General features: G+C 37.3%; 12 protein-coding genes and 1 pseudogene. 5 read left to right on the top strand and 8 right to left on the bottom strand.

Annotation, left to right across the window (positions count from 1 at the left end; all coding sequences use genetic code 11):
* Positions 1-139: 139 nt before the first annotated feature.
* The 3 genes from ACFIME_RS02350 (at position 140) to ACFIME_RS02340 (ending at position 2,971) form a co-directional block, all read left to right on the top strand.
* Complete coding sequence (locus tag ACFIME_RS02350) at positions 140-1,720, top strand: hypothetical protein (protein WP_375633450.1); 1,581 nt, start codon at positions 140-142, stop codon at positions 1,718-1,720.
* A gap of 21 nt (positions 1,721-1,741) precedes the next feature.
* The gene (gene fdxA, locus ACFIME_RS02345; protein ID WP_375617846.1) at positions 1,742-2,083 is read left to right on the top strand and encodes a ferredoxin FdxA; all 342 of its coding nucleotides are present in this window, start codon (positions 1,742-1,744) and stop codon (positions 2,081-2,083) included.
* A gap of 303 nt (positions 2,084-2,386) precedes the next feature.
* The gene (locus ACFIME_RS02340) at positions 2,387-2,971 is read left to right on the top strand and encodes a CarD family transcriptional regulator (protein WP_273790499.1); all 585 of its coding nucleotides are present in this window, start codon (positions 2,387-2,389) and stop codon (positions 2,969-2,971) included.
* An 898-nt stretch (positions 2,972-3,869) separates the two neighbouring features.
* On the opposite strand, the pseudogene ACFIME_RS02335 reads toward ACFIME_RS02340, so the two are convergent.
* Together ACFIME_RS02335 and rpmF are read right to left on the bottom strand one after the other, a co-directional pair.
* A pseudogene (locus ACFIME_RS02335) lies at positions 3,870-4,661 on the bottom strand (tyrosine-type recombinase/integrase); the annotation flags it as partial.
* Between the two features lie 1,402 nt (positions 4,662-6,063).
* Entirely contained in the window at positions 6,064-6,243 is a 180-nt protein-coding gene (gene rpmF, locus ACFIME_RS02330) for a 50S ribosomal protein L32 (protein WP_005774555.1), read from the bottom strand.
* 424 nt (positions 6,244-6,667) lie between these two features.
* Between rpmF and ACFIME_RS02325 the strand changes: the two genes are divergently transcribed.
* Positions 6,668-7,570 carry a polyprenyl synthetase family protein gene (locus tag ACFIME_RS02325; protein WP_375662190.1) on the top strand — a complete coding sequence of 301 codons (903 nt, stop codon included), beginning with the start codon at positions 6,668-6,670 and terminating at the stop codon, positions 7,568-7,570.
* A 1,228-nt stretch (positions 7,571-8,798) separates the two neighbouring features.
* Here the strand turns inward: ACFIME_RS02325 and ACFIME_RS02320 are convergent.
* The 3 genes from ACFIME_RS02320 to ispG form a co-directional block, all read right to left on the bottom strand.
* On the bottom strand, positions 8,799-9,398 hold the full coding sequence (locus ACFIME_RS02320; RefSeq protein ID WP_375662189.1) for a hypothetical protein: 600 nt from the start codon (positions 9,396-9,398) through the stop codon (positions 8,799-8,801).
* A 798-nt stretch (positions 9,399-10,196) separates the two neighbouring features.
* On the bottom strand, positions 10,197-11,348 hold the full coding sequence (locus tag ACFIME_RS02315) for an MFS transporter (protein WP_375662188.1): 1,152 nt from the start codon (positions 11,346-11,348) through the stop codon (positions 10,197-10,199).
* 501 nt (positions 11,349-11,849) lie between these two features.
* Positions 11,850-13,091 carry a flavodoxin-dependent (E)-4-hydroxy-3-methylbut-2-enyl-diphosphate synthase gene (ispG, locus tag ACFIME_RS02310; protein WP_375633454.1) on the bottom strand — a complete coding sequence of 414 codons (1,242 nt, stop codon included), beginning with the start codon at positions 13,089-13,091 and terminating at the stop codon, positions 11,850-11,852.
* 851 nt (positions 13,092-13,942) lie between these two features.
* Between ispG and ACFIME_RS02305 the strand changes: the two genes are divergently transcribed.
* Positions 13,943-14,227 carry a hypothetical protein gene (locus ACFIME_RS02305; protein WP_375611728.1) on the top strand — a complete coding sequence of 95 codons (285 nt, stop codon included), beginning with the start codon at positions 13,943-13,945 and terminating at the stop codon, positions 14,225-14,227.
* Between the two features lie 471 nt (positions 14,228-14,698).
* Here ACFIME_RS02305 and ACFIME_RS02300 read toward each other — a convergent pair whose 3' ends face one another.
* From ACFIME_RS02300 to atpC, 3 genes are read right to left on the bottom strand one after another with little or no spacing between them, the layout of a single operon-like run.
* Positions 14,699-15,706 (bottom strand): HlyD family secretion protein, encoded by a 1,008-nt coding sequence (locus ACFIME_RS02300; RefSeq protein ID WP_375617840.1) that lies wholly within the window; start codon positions 15,704-15,706, stop codon positions 14,699-14,701.
* 29 nt (positions 15,707-15,735) lie between these two features.
* Positions 15,736-17,364: an MFS transporter gene (locus ACFIME_RS02295; RefSeq protein WP_375684422.1), complete on the bottom strand. Its 1,629-nt coding sequence runs from the start codon at positions 17,362-17,364 to the stop codon at positions 15,736-15,738.
* A 23-nt stretch (positions 17,365-17,387) separates the two neighbouring features.
* Positions 17,388-17,804, bottom strand: coding sequence for an ATP synthase F1 subunit epsilon (gene atpC, locus ACFIME_RS02290; protein WP_375655049.1), 417 nt, complete (start codon positions 17,802-17,804; stop codon positions 17,388-17,390).
* Positions 17,805-17,873 lie beyond the last annotated feature (69 nt).

Raw genomic sequence — 17,873 nt, 5'->3', positions numbered from 1 at the left:
GTTTTAAAGGCGCAAAGAAACAGCAAAAAATGACAAGAGTGATTGAAGCAAACGCAACAAACGTGTTAAAGAAAGAGCACCATTATGAAATTGTCGCAAAAAGCTTTTGACCAGTGTCACACTGAGAAAGAAAATGATCATGGATAGCAAGATTGTTCAACAGAATGAGATTCTTCAAGATGATATTCTCATTGAAAAACACGGAAGGGGTAAATTTGAAGGTTTTCGTTTTTATGCCAACAAAAACAGTACCGATCAAATAGCTGAGAAGCAAATTTCAACAGAGAATGAGAATTTGATTCTTGCTTTTTCCAAACGCGCGACACGTTTTTGTGCTTGTGCAAATGGAGATTTTACCCTCAGTTCTGATGGAATTGTGCGCTGGATTGGTCAACCCGTAGGACAACTTGTAGCAACAGAAGATTTTTTCAAACCAAAACTGATTGTTTTAGCAGATGAACAACTCACGGAAGAATCCCGCAATAACGTTGTGAAACGATTAGAACGCTTTGTCACCTTTCATTTTGAAACGACTTTAAAACCCCTGTTTGATTTGCGCAATGCTGATAATTTAACAGATTCAACAAACAGTCTTGCTTTACAACTTTTTAACTCTTTAGGGATTTTACCACGCCGCGAAGTCTTAGACATTGTCAAAAACCTTGCGCAAGAATCACGTGCCGTTCTTCGGCGTCTAGGCGTGCGTTTTGGCGCTTTTCATATCTATGTTGCCGGAATGCTTAAACCTGCTCCGGTTCAAGCCATTACTCTCCTGTGGAATCTTCAAAATGCGGGACAAGATCAAACTGGTTTGGGTGAAATTTTTTCAGCATTATCTGCTGGTCGAACCTCTTTGATGGTTGACTCTACCTATAACCGCCAATTTTATCAATTAGCCGGCTACCGAATCTTAGGACAACGTGCTGTACGGATTGATATTTTAGAACGTCTTGCCAATCTCATCCGTCCCGCACTTCATTGGAAACAAGGAAGTGATCCCAAACCAGATGGCGCCTATGATGGAAAAAGTTTTTTTGTTACACCAGCCATGATGTCCATTCTTGGGGCCAATGGAAATGATATGGAAGAAATCCTCAAAGGACTTGGTTATCAATCGTACAGCATAAGCAATACTGTTTTTGAACAAAATCTCCTTGCACACCAAGCCTCTTCCCCTGTCAATGAGACAATGCAAGATGTTCCCGCAGCAGAATGCGTTGGAAGTCAATGGCAAACAATAAGCGATTTAGAAACAACACGAGAAGAAAAAAATATCTCATACCCAAACATTTCATCCTCTGGTATTGAAAAACATCTCCATAAAACCAATCGTTTACCAGAAGCTGAACCTATTGGGAATTTTGCCAAATCCCCTCGCTCTACAGAAGAAGATAAAGTTATTTTATTATGGCATTATAAGCATCAATTTCCCCACCATGCACAAAAAAAACGTGATAAATTAGGAAATAAATGGCAAAATAAATCGAAGAACGCTGTAAAAAAAGCGGAATACAAAAATGAAAATTCCCCTCAAAAAGCACCATCACAAGCAAAACGCTCTCATAAGTTCCACAAATCCCAAGGAAAACATGCAAATCATAAGCCCTTTCAAAAAGAAAAGCGCCTTAATCCTGATTCACCTTTTGCGAAACTAGCTGTACTACGCGATCAACTCACCAATCATAAAAACACGCACACACTTTCCTCTAAAGAGAATTAAAGTAACAAATGGAGTTCGATCTTGACCCACGTAGTAACCGACAACTGCATTCACTGCAAATATACGGATTGCGTTGAAGTCTGCCCAGTTGATTGTTTTTATGAAGGGGAAAATATGCTTGTTATTCACCCCGATGAATGCATCGATTGTGGTGTTTGCGTGCCAGAATGCCCAGCAGAAGCGATTTTACCTGATACAGAACCAGGGTTAGAAAAGTGGTTAGAACTCAATCTTCATTATGCAAACAAATGGCCTAATCTAACCACCCGAAAAGATCCTCTTCCTCAAGCAAAAGAAATGGATGGCGTTCCAAATAAATTAGAAAAGTATTTTTCAGAAAATCCAGGAAGTGGCGAAGAGTAATGATAAAGTGTACACTCTCCTCCTTCAACGATTGAAAGACTTCTCTTGTAAAAATAAAAAATCCTTAAGCGAAATGATTGATTCTTTTAAATTTTGATGTTAATGTTATTTTAACATGATCATCTTTCTAAGTATTTTTCTTTGCTTGTTATAGTAAAGCGGTGTATTTTTTTTTGATTTAAAAGTACTCGGCTTTTATGCTCACTTAATTGGTACAATATACTTGGTTAAAGAAAACTCAACCCTCAGGTTTATAACCTGTTTTCCGATACATTTGTTGATCATAAGGGAGTAAACTAAAATATGGCATCCCAACATGGAACGTCTTCCAAGACCAAAGAATTTGCAACCTCTGAATATATCGTCTACCCTACGCATGGAGTAGGACAAATTATAGCGATTGAAGATCAAGAAGTTGCAGGACATAAATTAAAACTTTTTGTCATTCATTTCGCGAAAGATAAGATGGATGTCAAAGTCCCCATTGCAAAAGCCCTTTCCGTTGGAATGCGTAAATTATCTGCTAGTGATTCTGTCGAACGTGCCTTAAAAGTTTTACGCGGAAAAGCACGCGTTAAACGGACCATGTGGTCACGTCGTGCACAAGAATATGATGCTAAAATCAACTCAGGAGATCTTATTTGTATCGCCGAAGTGGTCCGTGATCTTTTCCGCTCTAATCTACAGCCTGAACAATCTTACTCTGAGCGCCAACTTTATACAGCTGCTCTTGAAAGAATGGCCCGCGAAATTGCGGTTATTAATAGTCTTTCTGAAACAGAAGCTATCAATCTCATAGAGATGCATCTCTCCAACAAGCCGGAACGCGAGTTTAAAACTGAGAGAGAAGAAACAGATGAAAACAGTAAAGCTGTCTACGCTGCATAATACACTCTTTCATCATAATGATGATATTTCGATAAAACCAGCGAAAAGCTGGTTTTATTTTTTAACATCCTCTCTACCCTTAAGGACAAAGTTTCTTAACCAGCGCCAATCTATAAACAATCTAACTTTTCGACAAATTCCTCCTCCTTATTTTCTTTCTTCATAGATAACAAACTGATTAATCATCATAATCTAGCATTATTCATATTAAATTAGAATCTTGAATATGGTAAGATTTCTCATTTCAAATTTCTCTCATGTTGAATTAATCAAATCACTTGCTTGTCAACCACAAGCGGAGCTGATCTGTGGGTAAAAACTGTACAAAAAGAGCGAGACACTGTCTCAAGCACCAAAGGATATACCAACATTGGAATCTGGCAAGATGTGTAAGGGCGGGGCTTTCTTTTTTATTTAAGCGTAAAGATCATAGTGCCGTTTATACACTACACCGAAACTTTACCATTTATCCCCTTCTACAAAACCATTGTAACATTCAAAAACACCGTCATAAAATGGATGCCACAAATATTGAAAAATATTGCTTAAAAAAAATGCGTGACGGTACAACATAAGATATTTTGTCTTGGGCGCTCTATTTTGCATGAGAAGCATTCCCCATTAAAGAACGCGATAAAAAAAGCATGAACTAAAACCATCATCTCCATTCTGTAAAAGGCATTCCAAATACTTTTGAAAGCTGTAAAACTAACTTAAAAAATCACAATAAAAATGAACGTTGGCATTGCCCTTCCAATTTCATATTTTTCCCAAATGAGGTTTCTTATTTCAGAGGAGATATACGCAATATTCTTACTCCAATCGAACACAAAAAATCTAGAATGATTCATAGAACTCTTAAAAGTCTTAATCTCTGTTTCAAACAGACTGCTAAAGATTGGATATTCTCAGCAGGAATTGTCCAGTTATCATCTTCAATCTGATCTTCACGAATATGACGCAAAGGATTAGTACGAACGCCTATCAGGACAAGCAAACGCAAAGCCAGTTATGTTATGTTTTACAGAGTAACTGATAAAAGGCAAAAACATCTCTCCAATCCATTGCTGGTCTATGAGTGGTTTTATGACGTTGTTTGCCTAAGAGCGCGCGTACTTTTGCACTGCTTGTAAATCAACATCCACACCCAATGCAACCGCATGTTTAAGACAAAGATTAAGACGCTTCAGTGCTGTCTGAGCTGTTCCAGCTTTTGCATGCCAAATAGAGGCAAGGGTATTGCGTATCTCTGTTTGCGTAATCTCTGAAACAGGCAGACAGCCTAATTTGGGGAGAATATAAAGGTGTAAGGGTGAAAACCAATCACAAGCCTCACCATCATTTTTTAATTCAGCTTTACGGCTTTCAAAAGCATCCAACACGATATCTTTTAAATAATGGAGATTGCGCATTGCCTCACGCTTTTGTTTCTCACGTTCTTTAATAGGGTCACGCCCTTCACGTAAAACAGCCCGCCACCCAGTTGCCAATTCACGGGCTTGTTTTAAAGAGACATCTCTTAAAGCACCCAAGCCCATTTCACGGCGCCGACCATGAATGGTATAACGATAAAGCCATTGAGCACCACCATCTTTACGTTTGTGAAGAAGCAAGCCGGCACCATCATTATATTTGCTAGCCCCCAATGTTGCGACACCCCTTGGCTCTTAAGACTCTTCATAAGAACCATTTTTAGTTCTTTCTTATACAAATTTTATCCACACACTCATCCCACTTGTGACGTGCAAACGAGTGGTTTGGATTGATTCTAGATAGAGAGATTTGAAATGAGTGAATCTTACGTTATTCGGGGTTCTAATTCAATATGAAAAACAATGAATTATATATATAAATCAATATGTTGTCTAGTGATGAACAGATAACAAAAGAAAATCATAAACTTAGGTAAGCAACACTATAAAATCATTCATAAACCAGCTATGAACTGGAGAATCGTACCGGCTTTGATAAAATACTTTGCTCACCCCCACACATAACATATCTGGTTTTAAGTTTACTTATTTTTACAAGCTGTTCGCAACAAATCCCTTATATTCACAAAAATAAGAAAAATATATAGACAATTCTTAGTTCAAAAACATGAAAATACAGCGTGATATTCATAGAAAAGTCTCATGCACTTTTATCATAAAAAGCACTAAAGATTATTGAATGTGTACACCTTCTGTCTTGTAACGGTTTTCTCTTTTCTGCTCATAAGAAAGCGCGCTGGCATCAGCATACACTTAACCCCAATGTTACAACAATTCTTACATTTGAAAATATTCATTATAAACATTTTTCCTTTTTTATAGAGTTTTCACCCACATGCCAGCCCCACTTGTGACCGAAAAGCAAGTGATTATCATTGATTCAACATAGGGAAAAATTTGAAATGAGAAAATCCTACGATAGACCTTCCATTCAAGGCGCAAAACAACAAATGATCTTTATAAATCAATGTGATGTCGATCTCTATTTTTTTTAAGGAGAATCACATGTCACAATATAAGCCTATAGACAAACCATTGCCTTAAATATTCTCATAAAAAACACCGGAAAACACCGATATGCTTAAATCCTTACATAGATCAACCGCCTTAAACGATGATATTTTACGGTCTAATAGGATTCTCTCTATAGTCAATAAAGATTAAGTGCGATACAAAATGATTCTATTACTAAGCTAACTTATATCAATACCCAAGCTCTTAACGAAGACATCATAAAAGACACTGATACAAGTAGCCCTTTATAGCCTCTCAAAAAAAAACAAGAAAATCATCTCCCACAATAGAATCATTTCTCTACAGCAAAACTTTATCCCACACATGTTCTCAAGAAAAAGTGAAAAATGCATCTTACTCAATGCATTCACTAATGAAACAAAAGAAGCTCACCACTGGAAAAGAAAGAAAACGCTAAAGTTTTAACCTCTAAAACGGAACGCCCACGATACATTCCCTGTTCCACATCGATAGAAGACGATGCAAGAGAACCTCAACATTCATCTTAAAGCGAAAATGCACGCCCCAAGCGTGCATTGATCGATGCAATAAAAGAAGTTCACCTCTGGAAAAGAAAGAAAACGCTCAGTCTTTAACCACTAAAACGGAACGCCCACGATACATTCCCGTTTTCAAATCAATGTGATGAGGACGACGTAATTCACCAGAATTTTTATCTTCGATATAAGTCGGCGCCTTCAGAGCATCAGCCGAACGGCGCATGCCCCTCTTCGCTGGAGAGGTTTTTCGTTTAGGTACAGCCATAAAAAGACACTCCAAATCCATTAAAACAGAAAAAGCAATGTCAAAAATGACAATGCTTCATTTAAAACACCATAAAATTTGAGGATATTATACACTGATAAAAAAGAAGAGGCAATGTCAAAATGATCCTCCTCTTACTAAAAATGACCTTCTTGTTATCAAAAATGGTGTCACAATAATCAAATGAATATCAAAAACATTGCAAAATTTGACAATTTTATACACCAATGAAAGCTTTTTTATAAGACCTTCATTCAATTTTTATTTGGTTTAAAAAGGGATTTGCGCATACAGTAGAGATACAGATAAAAAGAGAAGTTGATTTTTAATAAAAAACGACGCCAATTTATGAAAACAAGAAAAAGCGACAACCTTTCTCTTTAAACTTCATAATTTCATTTTTGTAAAAACAAAGGAAGCAAGAATGCACGAATTTACCACCCTTCTTGCAAAACATGGACATACCGTTGAAAAGCGGCTTGATACCCTGTTAAGTGATCAAATCCAAAATGGTGAAATTTCACGCCCTAAAAATTTAATCAAAGCCATGCGCTATGGTGTGCTGAACGGTGGAAAACGCTTGCGTCCTTTTCTTGTAATTCAAAGTGCTGCACTTTTTGATGTCCCTGTAGAACATTCTCTTGATGTTGCGTGTGCCTTAGAATGTATCCATTGTTATTCGCTCATTCATGATGATCTTCCCGCTATGGATAACGATATACTCCGGCGTGGAAAACCCACCGTCCATATAGCATTTGACGAAGCAACAGCAATTCTAGCAGGCAATGCCCTCTTAACATTTGCCTTTGAAATCATTGCCCATAAAGCTAGTACTTTATCTGCAGATATTAGAATCAAGCTAATCACGTCTCTTGCACAATCGGCAGGACTTGGCGGTATGTTAGGTGGACAAATGCTGGACCTTGAAGCTGAAAAAAGACCGCAAAAAAGTACTGACATTATCACTCTACAACACATGAAAACAGCAGCCCTGATAAGCTTTGCTTGCCAAGCAGGTGCCATCATTGGCAATGCATCTAAAGAATTAACTGAAAAACTTACTGATTTTGGTACCTATCTTGGTTTAGCCTTTCAATTAACCGATGACCTTCTTGATGTCACCGCCAACACGCAAACCCTAGGAAAAACGGCTGGGAAAGATGAAACGGCACAAAAAGCCACTTTTGTTCACCTTTACGGCATTAAAGAAACCCAAAAAAAGCGAGATACACTCATCAGTAAAGCAGAAGCATTCTTACATCCTTTTGGCGCTAAAGCACTCCCCCTCCAACAAGCAGCACACTTTAGTGCAATACGCCAAAATTAAACTTCATCCACCCTGTTGTACATAGTGTACACCGTCATATTTATTGAATGCATAATAGACTTTTTAAAGAAACGTTACCATTAATCTCCATTATAGTCCTTATCATGAAATGGGTGCGACAAATCTTGAGAGAAATTTCATTAAAACAAGCCGCGTGAATTTAAAATATCAGAAAAAAATGAACATAATGGCTATTTTGATTTTTATGCCACCCTCAAAGAACAAAGTCTTTTAATCCAATCTGCTTTGTAAACAGTCTAGTGTCCTACCGAGTAGGTTTCTCTCGCTTTCCACACATGCGATTCACTTAAACTAAAGACGCGATAAGCAAGACTTAAGAATATTCACCATGTACTTCTTAAAATACTTAATGTATCAAACAAGATACCTTCACCACCCCTCAAATGACAGTATGTTACGGCATAACAGGATAAATAAAACCACTAATTTCAATAGAACGAAAGACCAAAGCAGTATTATTACTGATCTCTCTTTTCTTAAGCTGGAAAGATATAACACATTGATTTATAATGATAATTCGCGGTTGTTCAACTTGAATAAGAACCCTGAATACCGTAAGATTCTTTCATTTCAAATCTGTGTATATTGAATCAATAAAAATCACTTGCTTGCACCTCAAAAACAGAGAGAGCCGCGTAGGGCAAAACATCAAAGAAAAGACTAAAAAAATGCCTCTTATGAACCGTCTTAAAAGCCAAGGGCTGTCGCAACATTAGGGGTTAGCAAAGTGAATGATTGTGTCGGCATGCTCCTTCAAAAGCAGAAACATTTTTATTTACAAAAGTGTGTAATAACTTCAATTTAATAATAATCATGATCACTGTACAACTTTAATTCATCACGCCCTTTATCTCGTTTATTCAATTATCACATAAAAAGAGAATTGATAAGATTAAACAGAGAATGATCTTTGCAACAGAAAGATAAAAAAGTCCTTATTATTATATATAATAGCGCAATCTAATTTGTGATAAGTCGTTTTTTCAATCCAAGTGCAAATTTCCTCCTTTAAGTGCAATTTTCTTATTAAGATGAAAAGCATCATTGTAAGTGAACCTATGCCTGTTGCCAACGCTGGAAAATATGGCCACCTTTTGAAGCCATAATAAAAAAACAAGCAACATGGCCAAGAAAATGCCGCAATTATCAAGAGTATTATAGCCATTTAATACCCTTCGAGAGAATTTTTCTCATTATCCATTCAATGTCATTTGTAAATTCTTCTTGGTTTCATCATGTCATATATCGTGTTTAGCTCTATGCAAAAACGCGCTATTTGTTTAACATTTTCATCATCACCGGTCCTCATACTCGACACGAGATCAATCATTTGTGTTTTGAAACTCATGCCATTTTCACTTGAAGAATTAAGAAACTTTTTCGCGTAATCAATCATGGGGTCGGTAGAATTCATAGACATATTATAGGCCCAAATAAAATCGCTTTCTCTCCAGTTATAGTCATTACGCAAACTGCTTATGACATTGAGTAACATATCTGCTGATATCCATTCATTATAATCACCACGCAATAAATTAACAAAACGTCCACATAAAACAATCAGTATGTGACGATGCCGTATAATGTCAAACTTTGGTACGATATTCTGATAGCCATGGCTGTATACAAATTTTTTTGCTTGTTCATGCTTTTGAAAATGTTCAAAAGCGCCGTAATTTTCACTGATATATTTTTCGTAAAGTCTATCGTACTGTTCTAGACTATCCACGCGCGTACATCCCACCAATACAAATACAGAAAAAAGAGTTATAAATGTTACAACACACGTTATGGATAACGATTTCATCGCTTTACCTTTATAATAACCATAATTTGTACGGCTTAACAGATTCCTATCAAATATATCAATATGTGCTGGTTTCTTGTGGCTTATTTGTAGCAAATTGTACTCAACAATATTTCTGTACTTGGTTTTATTCCCTCTCAAAGAGGGGGATGTCATTCAAAGTTTCCATAGATAAGTTTATTATCTGGATCAGAAATTTTCTAACATCAGAAAATACAGAGCTAACGCCACAATCAAAGAGAAAATACTCAAAAATGAGAATGTACAACGTAAAAAATTATCTCAACAAGATAATTGATATTTTAAAGAAAACAGCAATAAAACGCGTTAAATATATCAACAATAAAATCAGTCATGAGGAAAGCCTATTTGAACAGGCTATAAATTGTCCGACTGCTTAAATTAGCTCTAATGAGATAAAGTGTTACCAGTAAGGAACCAATGAAAATGAGAAAACTGCTCCATCACCATTCCTTAATAAGTATATAATCCGGCACAATCATGTTCTTTATCAGCGTCCAATCTTGTCAGCAACCCTTTGTGTAATATTCATGAGCAGCATTTTTATTTCTTTTGTAATGATTGTTATGCCATTTTAATGATTATTATGCCAAGCCCACTTATAACGTACAAGCAGATGACTTTGATTGCTTCAACATACATAGATTTTAAATAAGAATAACTGACACTATTCAGCTTTCTCATTCAACATGCAAAAACAACGATGCGCCTTAATAAATCAAAGCCTTGCCCCACTATGAAACCCTATAAAACACGTATCGTAATAAGTTAATATTTTCACTGAACTTTTTTGAGAGTTCCTTCTAAAAAAAGTACTGCCAACAAGTAAATCAATAAATAAATAGCAAAAATATAAACGAGTGAGAAAAAGCCAAATATATTGACCATATACGCACTCATGTAAAAAAATACCAATAAGCTAAATCTCCCAACGGTTGACAAGAAAGATTCATATGTAGCCCTGAAATGATCACTAATACTATCATGCAAAACAACTTCTACACGAAGATATGTATACTTAATGAGATAAAAAATCATACAGACTAAAATGACAGCCATTTCTTTTCTTGGTTCAAAGAAAGCAACGGTAAAAATCAGTGAAGCCGAAAGAAACAACAGTAAAATAAAATTCACTCTTTCACTTAGTTTTGTAAAGAGAAAACTAGCCAAAAGCTGAGAAAACAATATAAGTGAAAATGTCACACCAAGATCAAAATAAGTGACATTAATATTATGATCTTTAAATATCCACTGCCAATACTGCGAGAATATATTGAAAAAGATCAATGAAAAATAAAAGCATAAAGAGATATAAGGAACTTTAATAAAAATAGACAACATCTCCTTAGCTTCACAAATGAGAGAATTCGCTTTATTTGGTTTTTTCTCCCCCTTCAAGTCATCAAGAAAAAACAAACCAAATAGTGTCGTCATAAACATTAAAAACGCCGCGATATACCATATATATTGGCTAGAATAATCAGCAAAATATGCGCCGATTAAACTGAATATAAACATGCCGATGTAATTATATTGAGAACTCGATCCCAGCACCTTTTTAGTGGATGTCAATTTTGCTTTTGCATATTGAACAAGTAAAGCATTATAGGCTCCAGCAATTAATGTCAGCGATAAGGCATTAAAAGTTTCTGCCAAAAGAAAACCATAAAAGCTTGTAGAAAATCCCATGAGAAAGAGCCATGTGGCAGCAAAAGCCGCTGCCAAAACGATCGATATTTTATAACTTTTTCGATCGGAAAAATATCCCAAAGGAATATCGGTAACCATCATAATAAAAGCCTGAAATGACTTAATGATCCCAATATCAATAAGCGTTAAGCCTTTTTCAAGCATATAAAAGACAATAAAGGCGCCGGTTAAAATCCTTATACCGTTAAATAAAAAGCCAAACGCTAATATACTTGTCATGCACTCCCCCAATAACGCCAAAAAAGGCACCCGTATACATCATTTTATATCAATATAAAAGCTTACATTTTACGACAAATAGGACTATAATCGCTATAAGGATTTCCAATCCTATCAATTTGATACCCCAAAAAATGCTGGGAAAATGCCTGAAAAATCAATAAACAATGTTCTTTCTATAATTTGATATTTGAAGAATCCGTTAAATATTTTACTGTCTCAAGAGCAGCCAAAAAACCAGCAACAACATTTACGGATCTATTAAAGTATTCATATCGTTTTGCTTAATAGTCTTAACACACTCAAACTCATTAATATCTTTCATAAGCTTCTGATTCTAAAACAGGCATATCATCTGGTTTTACCTAAAATAATAAGCAACCAACAACAGTATTGACCATAGCTAAAGCAGCAGCATACAACAGCGCCATCTTCACATTGAAGACAGCTTGTTAAAAAAACGACACACCATTTTTACTTCAACCTTATGCGATTTTTACCTCAACCTTGCCCAAAGCGTGTATGAATATAATCACTCAAAAGTGCTTCAAATTCTTCAGCAATGTGATCACCCCGCAAAGTTTTTACCTTTTGTCCCTCAATAAAAACAGGTGCCGCAGGACTTTCCCCCACTCCAGGCAAAGATATTCCAATATCCGCATGCTTTGATTCCCCCGGTCCATTGACGATACATCCCATCACAGCAACCTTCAAACTTTCAACGCCAGGGTATTTTTTACGCCAAACAGGCATATTTTTGTATAAATCTGCTTCAATTTTTTGCGCCAATTGTTGAAAGACCGTTGAGGTTGTGCGCCCACAACCAGGACAAGCCGCAACAACAGGCAAAAATTGCCGAAACCCCATCACTTGCAAAAGTTCTTGCCCCACCTTTACTTCTCGTGTCCGATCACCACCAGGTTTTGGTGTTAAGGAAATTCGTATCGTATCGCCAATCCCTTGCTGTAATAAAATACCCAAAGCCACCGAAGAAGCAACAATGCCCTTTGTTCCCATCCCAGCTTCCGTTAATCCCAAATGAAGAGCATAATCACAACGCGCCGCCAAGGTGGTATAAACAGCAATAAGATCTTGGACATCACTCACTTTAGCAGAAAGAATAATTTTATCACGCCCCAACCCTAACTCTTCTGCTAAAGTAGCCGAAAGCAAAGCCGACTGCACAACAGTTTCCCGCATCACTTCAGCAACCGATAAAGGATTTTCTTGCTGTGCATTTTCATTCATAAGCCGTGTTAACAACGCATTATCAAGAGAGCCCCAATTCACGCCAATGCGAATAGGTTTATGATACCGACAAGCAATCTCAATAATTTCTGCAAATTGACGATCTTTTTTTGCGCCAAAACCAACATTTCCAGGATTGATGCGATATTTTGCAAGCGCTTCAGCACACGCAGGATGCTCAGATAAAAGCTTATGACCAATATAATGAAAATCCCCAACCAATGGTACAAAAAATCCTAACCTCTCCAATCGCTCCCGTATTTTTGGTACAGCCGCCGCCGCTTCATCGCGATCAACAGTAATTCGAACCAATTGTGAGCCAGCTTGCCAAAGAGCAGCTACTTGAGAAACAGTTGCATCAACATCAGCGGTATCTGTATTGGTCATCGACTGTACAACTATCGGGCTCTGCCCCCCAATGATCACATCACCAACAGCAACACCAACAGATCGACGACGCTCAAGTGGTTTAGATAAAAAATAGGTCGTACTCATCAAGTCCTCAAATTTTTAAAACCTGCGCTATCAATCATTATTTACATTGATTTCCTCCGCGCTTCAAAGGACGAAAATTACACCGCCCACCAATCTTAACAGATTGCTCTCAAAAGGTTCGACCTACTAACACTGATGCAATACAACTCATAGGTGTATTCATTCTATAGACGTACCGGATAAGTTCTACTACTTCTGTTCAAGTTTATACTTCTACACTTGGTTGCTTCAAAAAGAAACTGAAACAAAACAGAGACAATACTGTATTTTTAAGTTGCATGCCGATACCTGACATCAATGTCATCACAAAACAGTGTTTTACAACACAACAAATAACACCCATCAAAGCGCCATTTTTAAAAATGCATGAAAGACATCGCCAAATTAATCCAATATATTGATTTATAATAATCTATTTTTTACAAATTTGAATGGAAAACCCAAATATCATAAGATTTCCTCATTTTAAATCTTCTTAATTGAATCAATCAATACCACTCCCTACAGCCACAAGAGAATAGGTAGATAAAAACTCCTTATAAACTATTTCAAGTGCCAAAAGCTATCCCAACACTTTAAACAAACAAAAAAATGAAGACATCGCCCACCATTTTTATGAATGAATCTTACACCATTTTGTAAAAATTTTTACCTTACATCCTTAACAAACACCATCACGAAATGAACTCGAGTACATTAAGAAATGCCTCATTAAACCCAAACTCTTAACTCTCATCTCACCCACGCACGGCATTATCAATGCAACCTTTCAATTTTCAAGCCGTTATAGCAAAACCCCAAACACAATTCCAACTGTCACACAACAATTTAACACATGAAGGAGTCAATAAATGTGTCTATTTTCACCCCATAGAAAAAATGCTAAAATTAAAAAACGTATAGCACAATTAAAAAGAGAGCTGGTCCCCGTAAATCATTGGAGTTTTCAAAATGATAGCTTTGAAAACATTTCTGAGCTGTTTAACACATGGAAACAAAAAGGCCGTCACGCACTTTATCACCTCAACGAACATGCTACAGAATTAAAGAAAAAAGCGAAAGAAAATCCTAAAAAAACCCTCGCATTAGCAGCAGGAGTCGTTTTAGTAAGCTTCTTGCTGATCCGTAAAAATTAATAACACAACCAATAACCTTCCCTTTTAATGCCCGACTCAAAGCGGGCATTTTTTATGGTTTACAAAATATAAACTTTACGTCTTCCTCCTAACTTTATGCCCTCTCCCAACAGGATAAGTTTCCCACCCATCCGAGCAGTCTATAATCCAGTTTTTTATCTGGCATCCCCTACCCCCATCTTCCAAACATGCGGTGACACCACACCTCAAAGGACAGTGTTGTGCAAAACCACAGGCAAAGCTTCCAATACTCCATCCCCCTACTGAGTTAGTTCAAAAGAAATGGAAGTGAGTAAAGATGCATGCGCTTTAATATTCTAAGGAACATTATTTTACATCATGACATAAAAGTATAAGAAGCCTAAGAGCTTTAAAACATGTAGTATAGCAAACCAAACGAAATCTTCCAACGTAAACAACCACTTGCTATAAGTAAATGACGCAAAAATTAAACTGAAAAAACCCAAAATTTCATCCTCCAGAATCGACTCGCTGCGAAGTATCTACATAGGTAACCACGGACATGCCAGGAATGAGTTTTTCAATCCCTTCCTGCCCAGGATCTAAAGCAATCCGTACTGAAATACGTTGCGCAATTTTGATAAAATTACCAATTGTCGTATCCGTTTTTAACAATGAAAATTCTGAGCCTGTAGCAGGTGCAAAACGAACCACACGCCCTGTTAACTTTTTGTTGTTCAATGCATCAACAGAAAAAACAACCGGTTGTCCCACACGCATCTGAGAAAGTTGCGTTTCCTTATAATTAGCAATAATCCAAATATCATCAGAAATAACAGAGACCAATTGTGTCCCTGGCATAACATATTGCCCTACCCTAGCGCCAACCAATCCAACATAGCCTGTTCTAGGAGATAAAATCTTTGTATGATCGAGATTAAGTTTTGCCAACTCAACACTCACCTTCGCTCCCGAAACTTCTGACTGTAAACTTTGCCGTTCAAGATTTAATTGTTTTTGCAATTGTCGTTTTGTTTCTAGGGCTGCCAAGAGTTGTGAAAGAGGGCGAGAAACAGAAACTGCCGCATCACCAAAGCCTAACTTTTTACTATCAGAAACAACATTAGAGAATGCTCGTGAACGCGCTAATTCCGCTTCTGCAGCATTAACTTCTCCCTGTAAAATCTGAGCTTGCAATTCAATACTTGCCAGTTTTGCATTTTTTGAATCGAGAACAGCCTGTGCCCGTGCAAGCTGCTGACGAAAAAGAGAATCATCAAGCTCAAAGAGCAGCATTCCTTTTTCAACACGTTGATAATCTTGCACATAAATCCGTGCAATCACCCCAGAGATCTGTGAACTCACCAGAGTAACATTACCCTTAATGGAAGCATTATCCGTTATTTGAATGTTATTTACAAAAGGAGGAAGTCTCCAAGCCCACAAAATTAGCAAAACACCCGTAATGCCCGATAGGAATGCAACAATCGTAGCTTTTGACCGTAATGCTTTTATCATTTTTTGCACCCCTCTTCTATAACATCACTCTACTTTTCTAACGCACGCAAAGAGCATGACTTAACAACCATTGTAACAAGAAAAACAACGAATACAGCCATTGAAATATAAAAATAAAGCCGAAAAACGTCATCATAAGCAAAAATATTTGCTGTTAACTTAAATTTCTCTATCAACAGAGAAGTCGCCTGCTCACTTCCAAAGCCATGGGGAACAGAAGCACCATAAGAAGGCGAAAATAAAGTATTTATCTCACCAGAAATAAGCGGATCCGTCACAACAATATTTTGTGTTAAAGACTCAAAGTTCTTATGAGCAAAATAAAACTGTAGAGTGCCAAAAAAAGCCGATCCCATCAATCCCCCTGTCACTTGCGTTAGCAAAAAAACAGCAATAAAACTCAAAACATAACGCGGCCCTCGCTCACCAGCAATCACAAACCCTTTGAAAAGAGCAGGAGGCAAAAAAAGTGCATAACTAAAACTCACCAATCCTTGGCTCAACATCATATCTTTCGGACGCGTTAAATGATTGACACGACTATCTAAATAAGCGCCAAGTGCCAAACAACCCAAAGATAACAAATAAAAATAATCTTCACGCCCCGCCCGTAAAAAAAAGACACAAACAGCCCCCCCTAACAGAATCCCTAATGTCACCGCAAGATACATGGGCGCCATTTCACGATTGAGCAAACCAAAAAGATTAAAAAAACCGACGGGCAAATTGGATCGCTCCAACAAAAAAACATGAAAAATCAATAAAATAAAAACAGATTGTATCATTTCTTTACTGAAAATCCAACGGAGATCAATCAACGGTTTTTCTCTATTAAGCTCAATAATAATAGCAACAGCCAAAGAGAAAATAGCAAGTGCGAGCCCCCAACCAATCCATGGCGCTTCATACCACCAATACAATATACCAACAGACATGATCACAGCATTTAATCCAAGACCAAGAGCAATCAAACCATAGCTTATCCAATCTAATTTTTGAATAACCTTACTACGCACAACAGGAGTAAGAGGTAAAGTATAGATACAGACCAAGCTGATAAGAACCAACCCCATTTCCAGAGCGGAAAGGCTGGAAAAACCACCATTTTCCAGCAAATCAGGAGAAATCAAACGTGATAAAGGTGCTGCTAAAGCTGCATTCATATAATTCAAACTCAGAGCAACAGTAAACTTCTTTGCTGGAGCAAAAGCCTCCATCATATAAAGCAGCGCAAGCGAAGCCAAAGGCGCAGCAGCAATCCCAGCAAAAAAGCGAATAATTAGCGCAGAACGCAAATCCGTAACAAAGAGCTGCAACACACAAACCAAAACAAAGCCAAGGATTGACAGTTCAGCAAAAGCGCGCAGCCCAAATTGATAGCGGATTTTGATCAACATAATCGCTACACTCACATTTGGCGCCATATAAGCCGCTACCAGCCATGTCGTCTCGGCCAAAGTTGCATGAAAATCACCCGTAAGATGGACAATGTTAGACTGAACAATATTAGCCCCTAAACCATAAGCCCATTGCAAAATAAGAGAAGCAAAAATATAAACAAAGCACTTTGGCAAAGGTCCCGCAAAGACACGACCAGGATGAGGAAAAGGTTTTGCACTCCTTTTAGCAGACACAACCGTACTCTTTTTTCCGCTCATGTCATCTTTTCCTGTATACTCTGCTACGCTTCTATCAACACAGCACCATCAGCTGACAACTGCTGGAAAAAAGCCTCTATTTTATGATTGTCCTCATCACTTGTCCCTCCTTCTAACGTCGCTTGAATCTGCAAAATCTGCTGTTCTAATACATCAAAAGAAAGATTCTCTACAGCCACAACGTGCTCTACCAATAAAGAGCAACCTGAAAAGGTAATATTTGCAACGCCCCCGCATACAACAAATAATTTTTCACCCAAAGAGGTGCGAACACGAACACTGCCCAACACAATACTTGCCACCAATGGCGCATGATGCGCCATAACTGTCAAATAACCTGAGGCTGAAGGAAGAACAACAGACACTACCTGCTCTGAAAACACAATTTTTTCAGGCGATACAAGCTCAAATAAAAAATGCTCTTCTCTATTGTTTTCCACAAAAGTCTCCACAATACCCGATATAAGGACTCTCCGTTTTCTCCAACGACTCGTCCTTTTTAACGAAAA

The sequence above is a fragment of the Bartonella sp. AP1QHHD genome (genome assembly GCF_042196265.1).
GTDB lineage: Bacteria > Pseudomonadota > Alphaproteobacteria > Rhizobiales > Rhizobiaceae > Bartonella.
The sequence above is the reverse complement of the archived record's forward strand: the minus strand, read 5'-3'. Positions and strand labels throughout refer to the sequence as shown.

Coding starts and splice junctions, on each gene's coding strand:
- ACFIME_RS02350 (WP_375633450.1), top strand. CDS start 140: ATGGATAGCAAGATTGTTCAACAGAATGAGATTCTTCAAGATGATATT.
- ACFIME_RS02340 (WP_273790499.1), top strand. CDS start 2,387: ATGGCATCCCAACATGGAACGTCTTCCAAGACCAAAGAATTTGCAACC.
- rpmF (WP_005774555.1), bottom strand. CDS start 6,243: ATGGCTGTACCTAAACGAAAAACCTCTCCAGCGAAGAGGGGCATGCGC.
- ACFIME_RS02325 (WP_375662190.1), top strand. CDS start 6,668: ATGCACGAATTTACCACCCTTCTTGCAAAACATGGACATACCGTTGAA.
- ACFIME_RS02320 (WP_375662189.1), bottom strand. CDS start 9,398: ATGAAATCGTTATCCATAACGTGTGTTGTAACATTTATAACTCTTTTT.
- ACFIME_RS02315 (WP_375662188.1), bottom strand. CDS start 11,348: ATGACAAGTATATTAGCGTTTGGCTTTTTATTTAACGGTATAAGGATT.
- ispG (WP_375633454.1), bottom strand. CDS start 13,091: ATGAGTACGACCTATTTTTTATCTAAACCACTTGAGCGTCGTCGATCT.
- ACFIME_RS02305 (WP_375611728.1), top strand. CDS start 13,943: ATGTGTCTATTTTCACCCCATAGAAAAAATGCTAAAATTAAAAAACGT.
- ACFIME_RS02300 (WP_375617840.1), bottom strand. CDS start 15,706: ATGATAAAAGCATTACGGTCAAAAGCTACGATTGTTGCATTCCTATCG.
- ACFIME_RS02295 (WP_375684422.1), bottom strand. CDS start 17,364: ATGAGCGGAAAAAAGAGTACGGTTGTGTCTGCTAAAAGGAGTGCAAAA.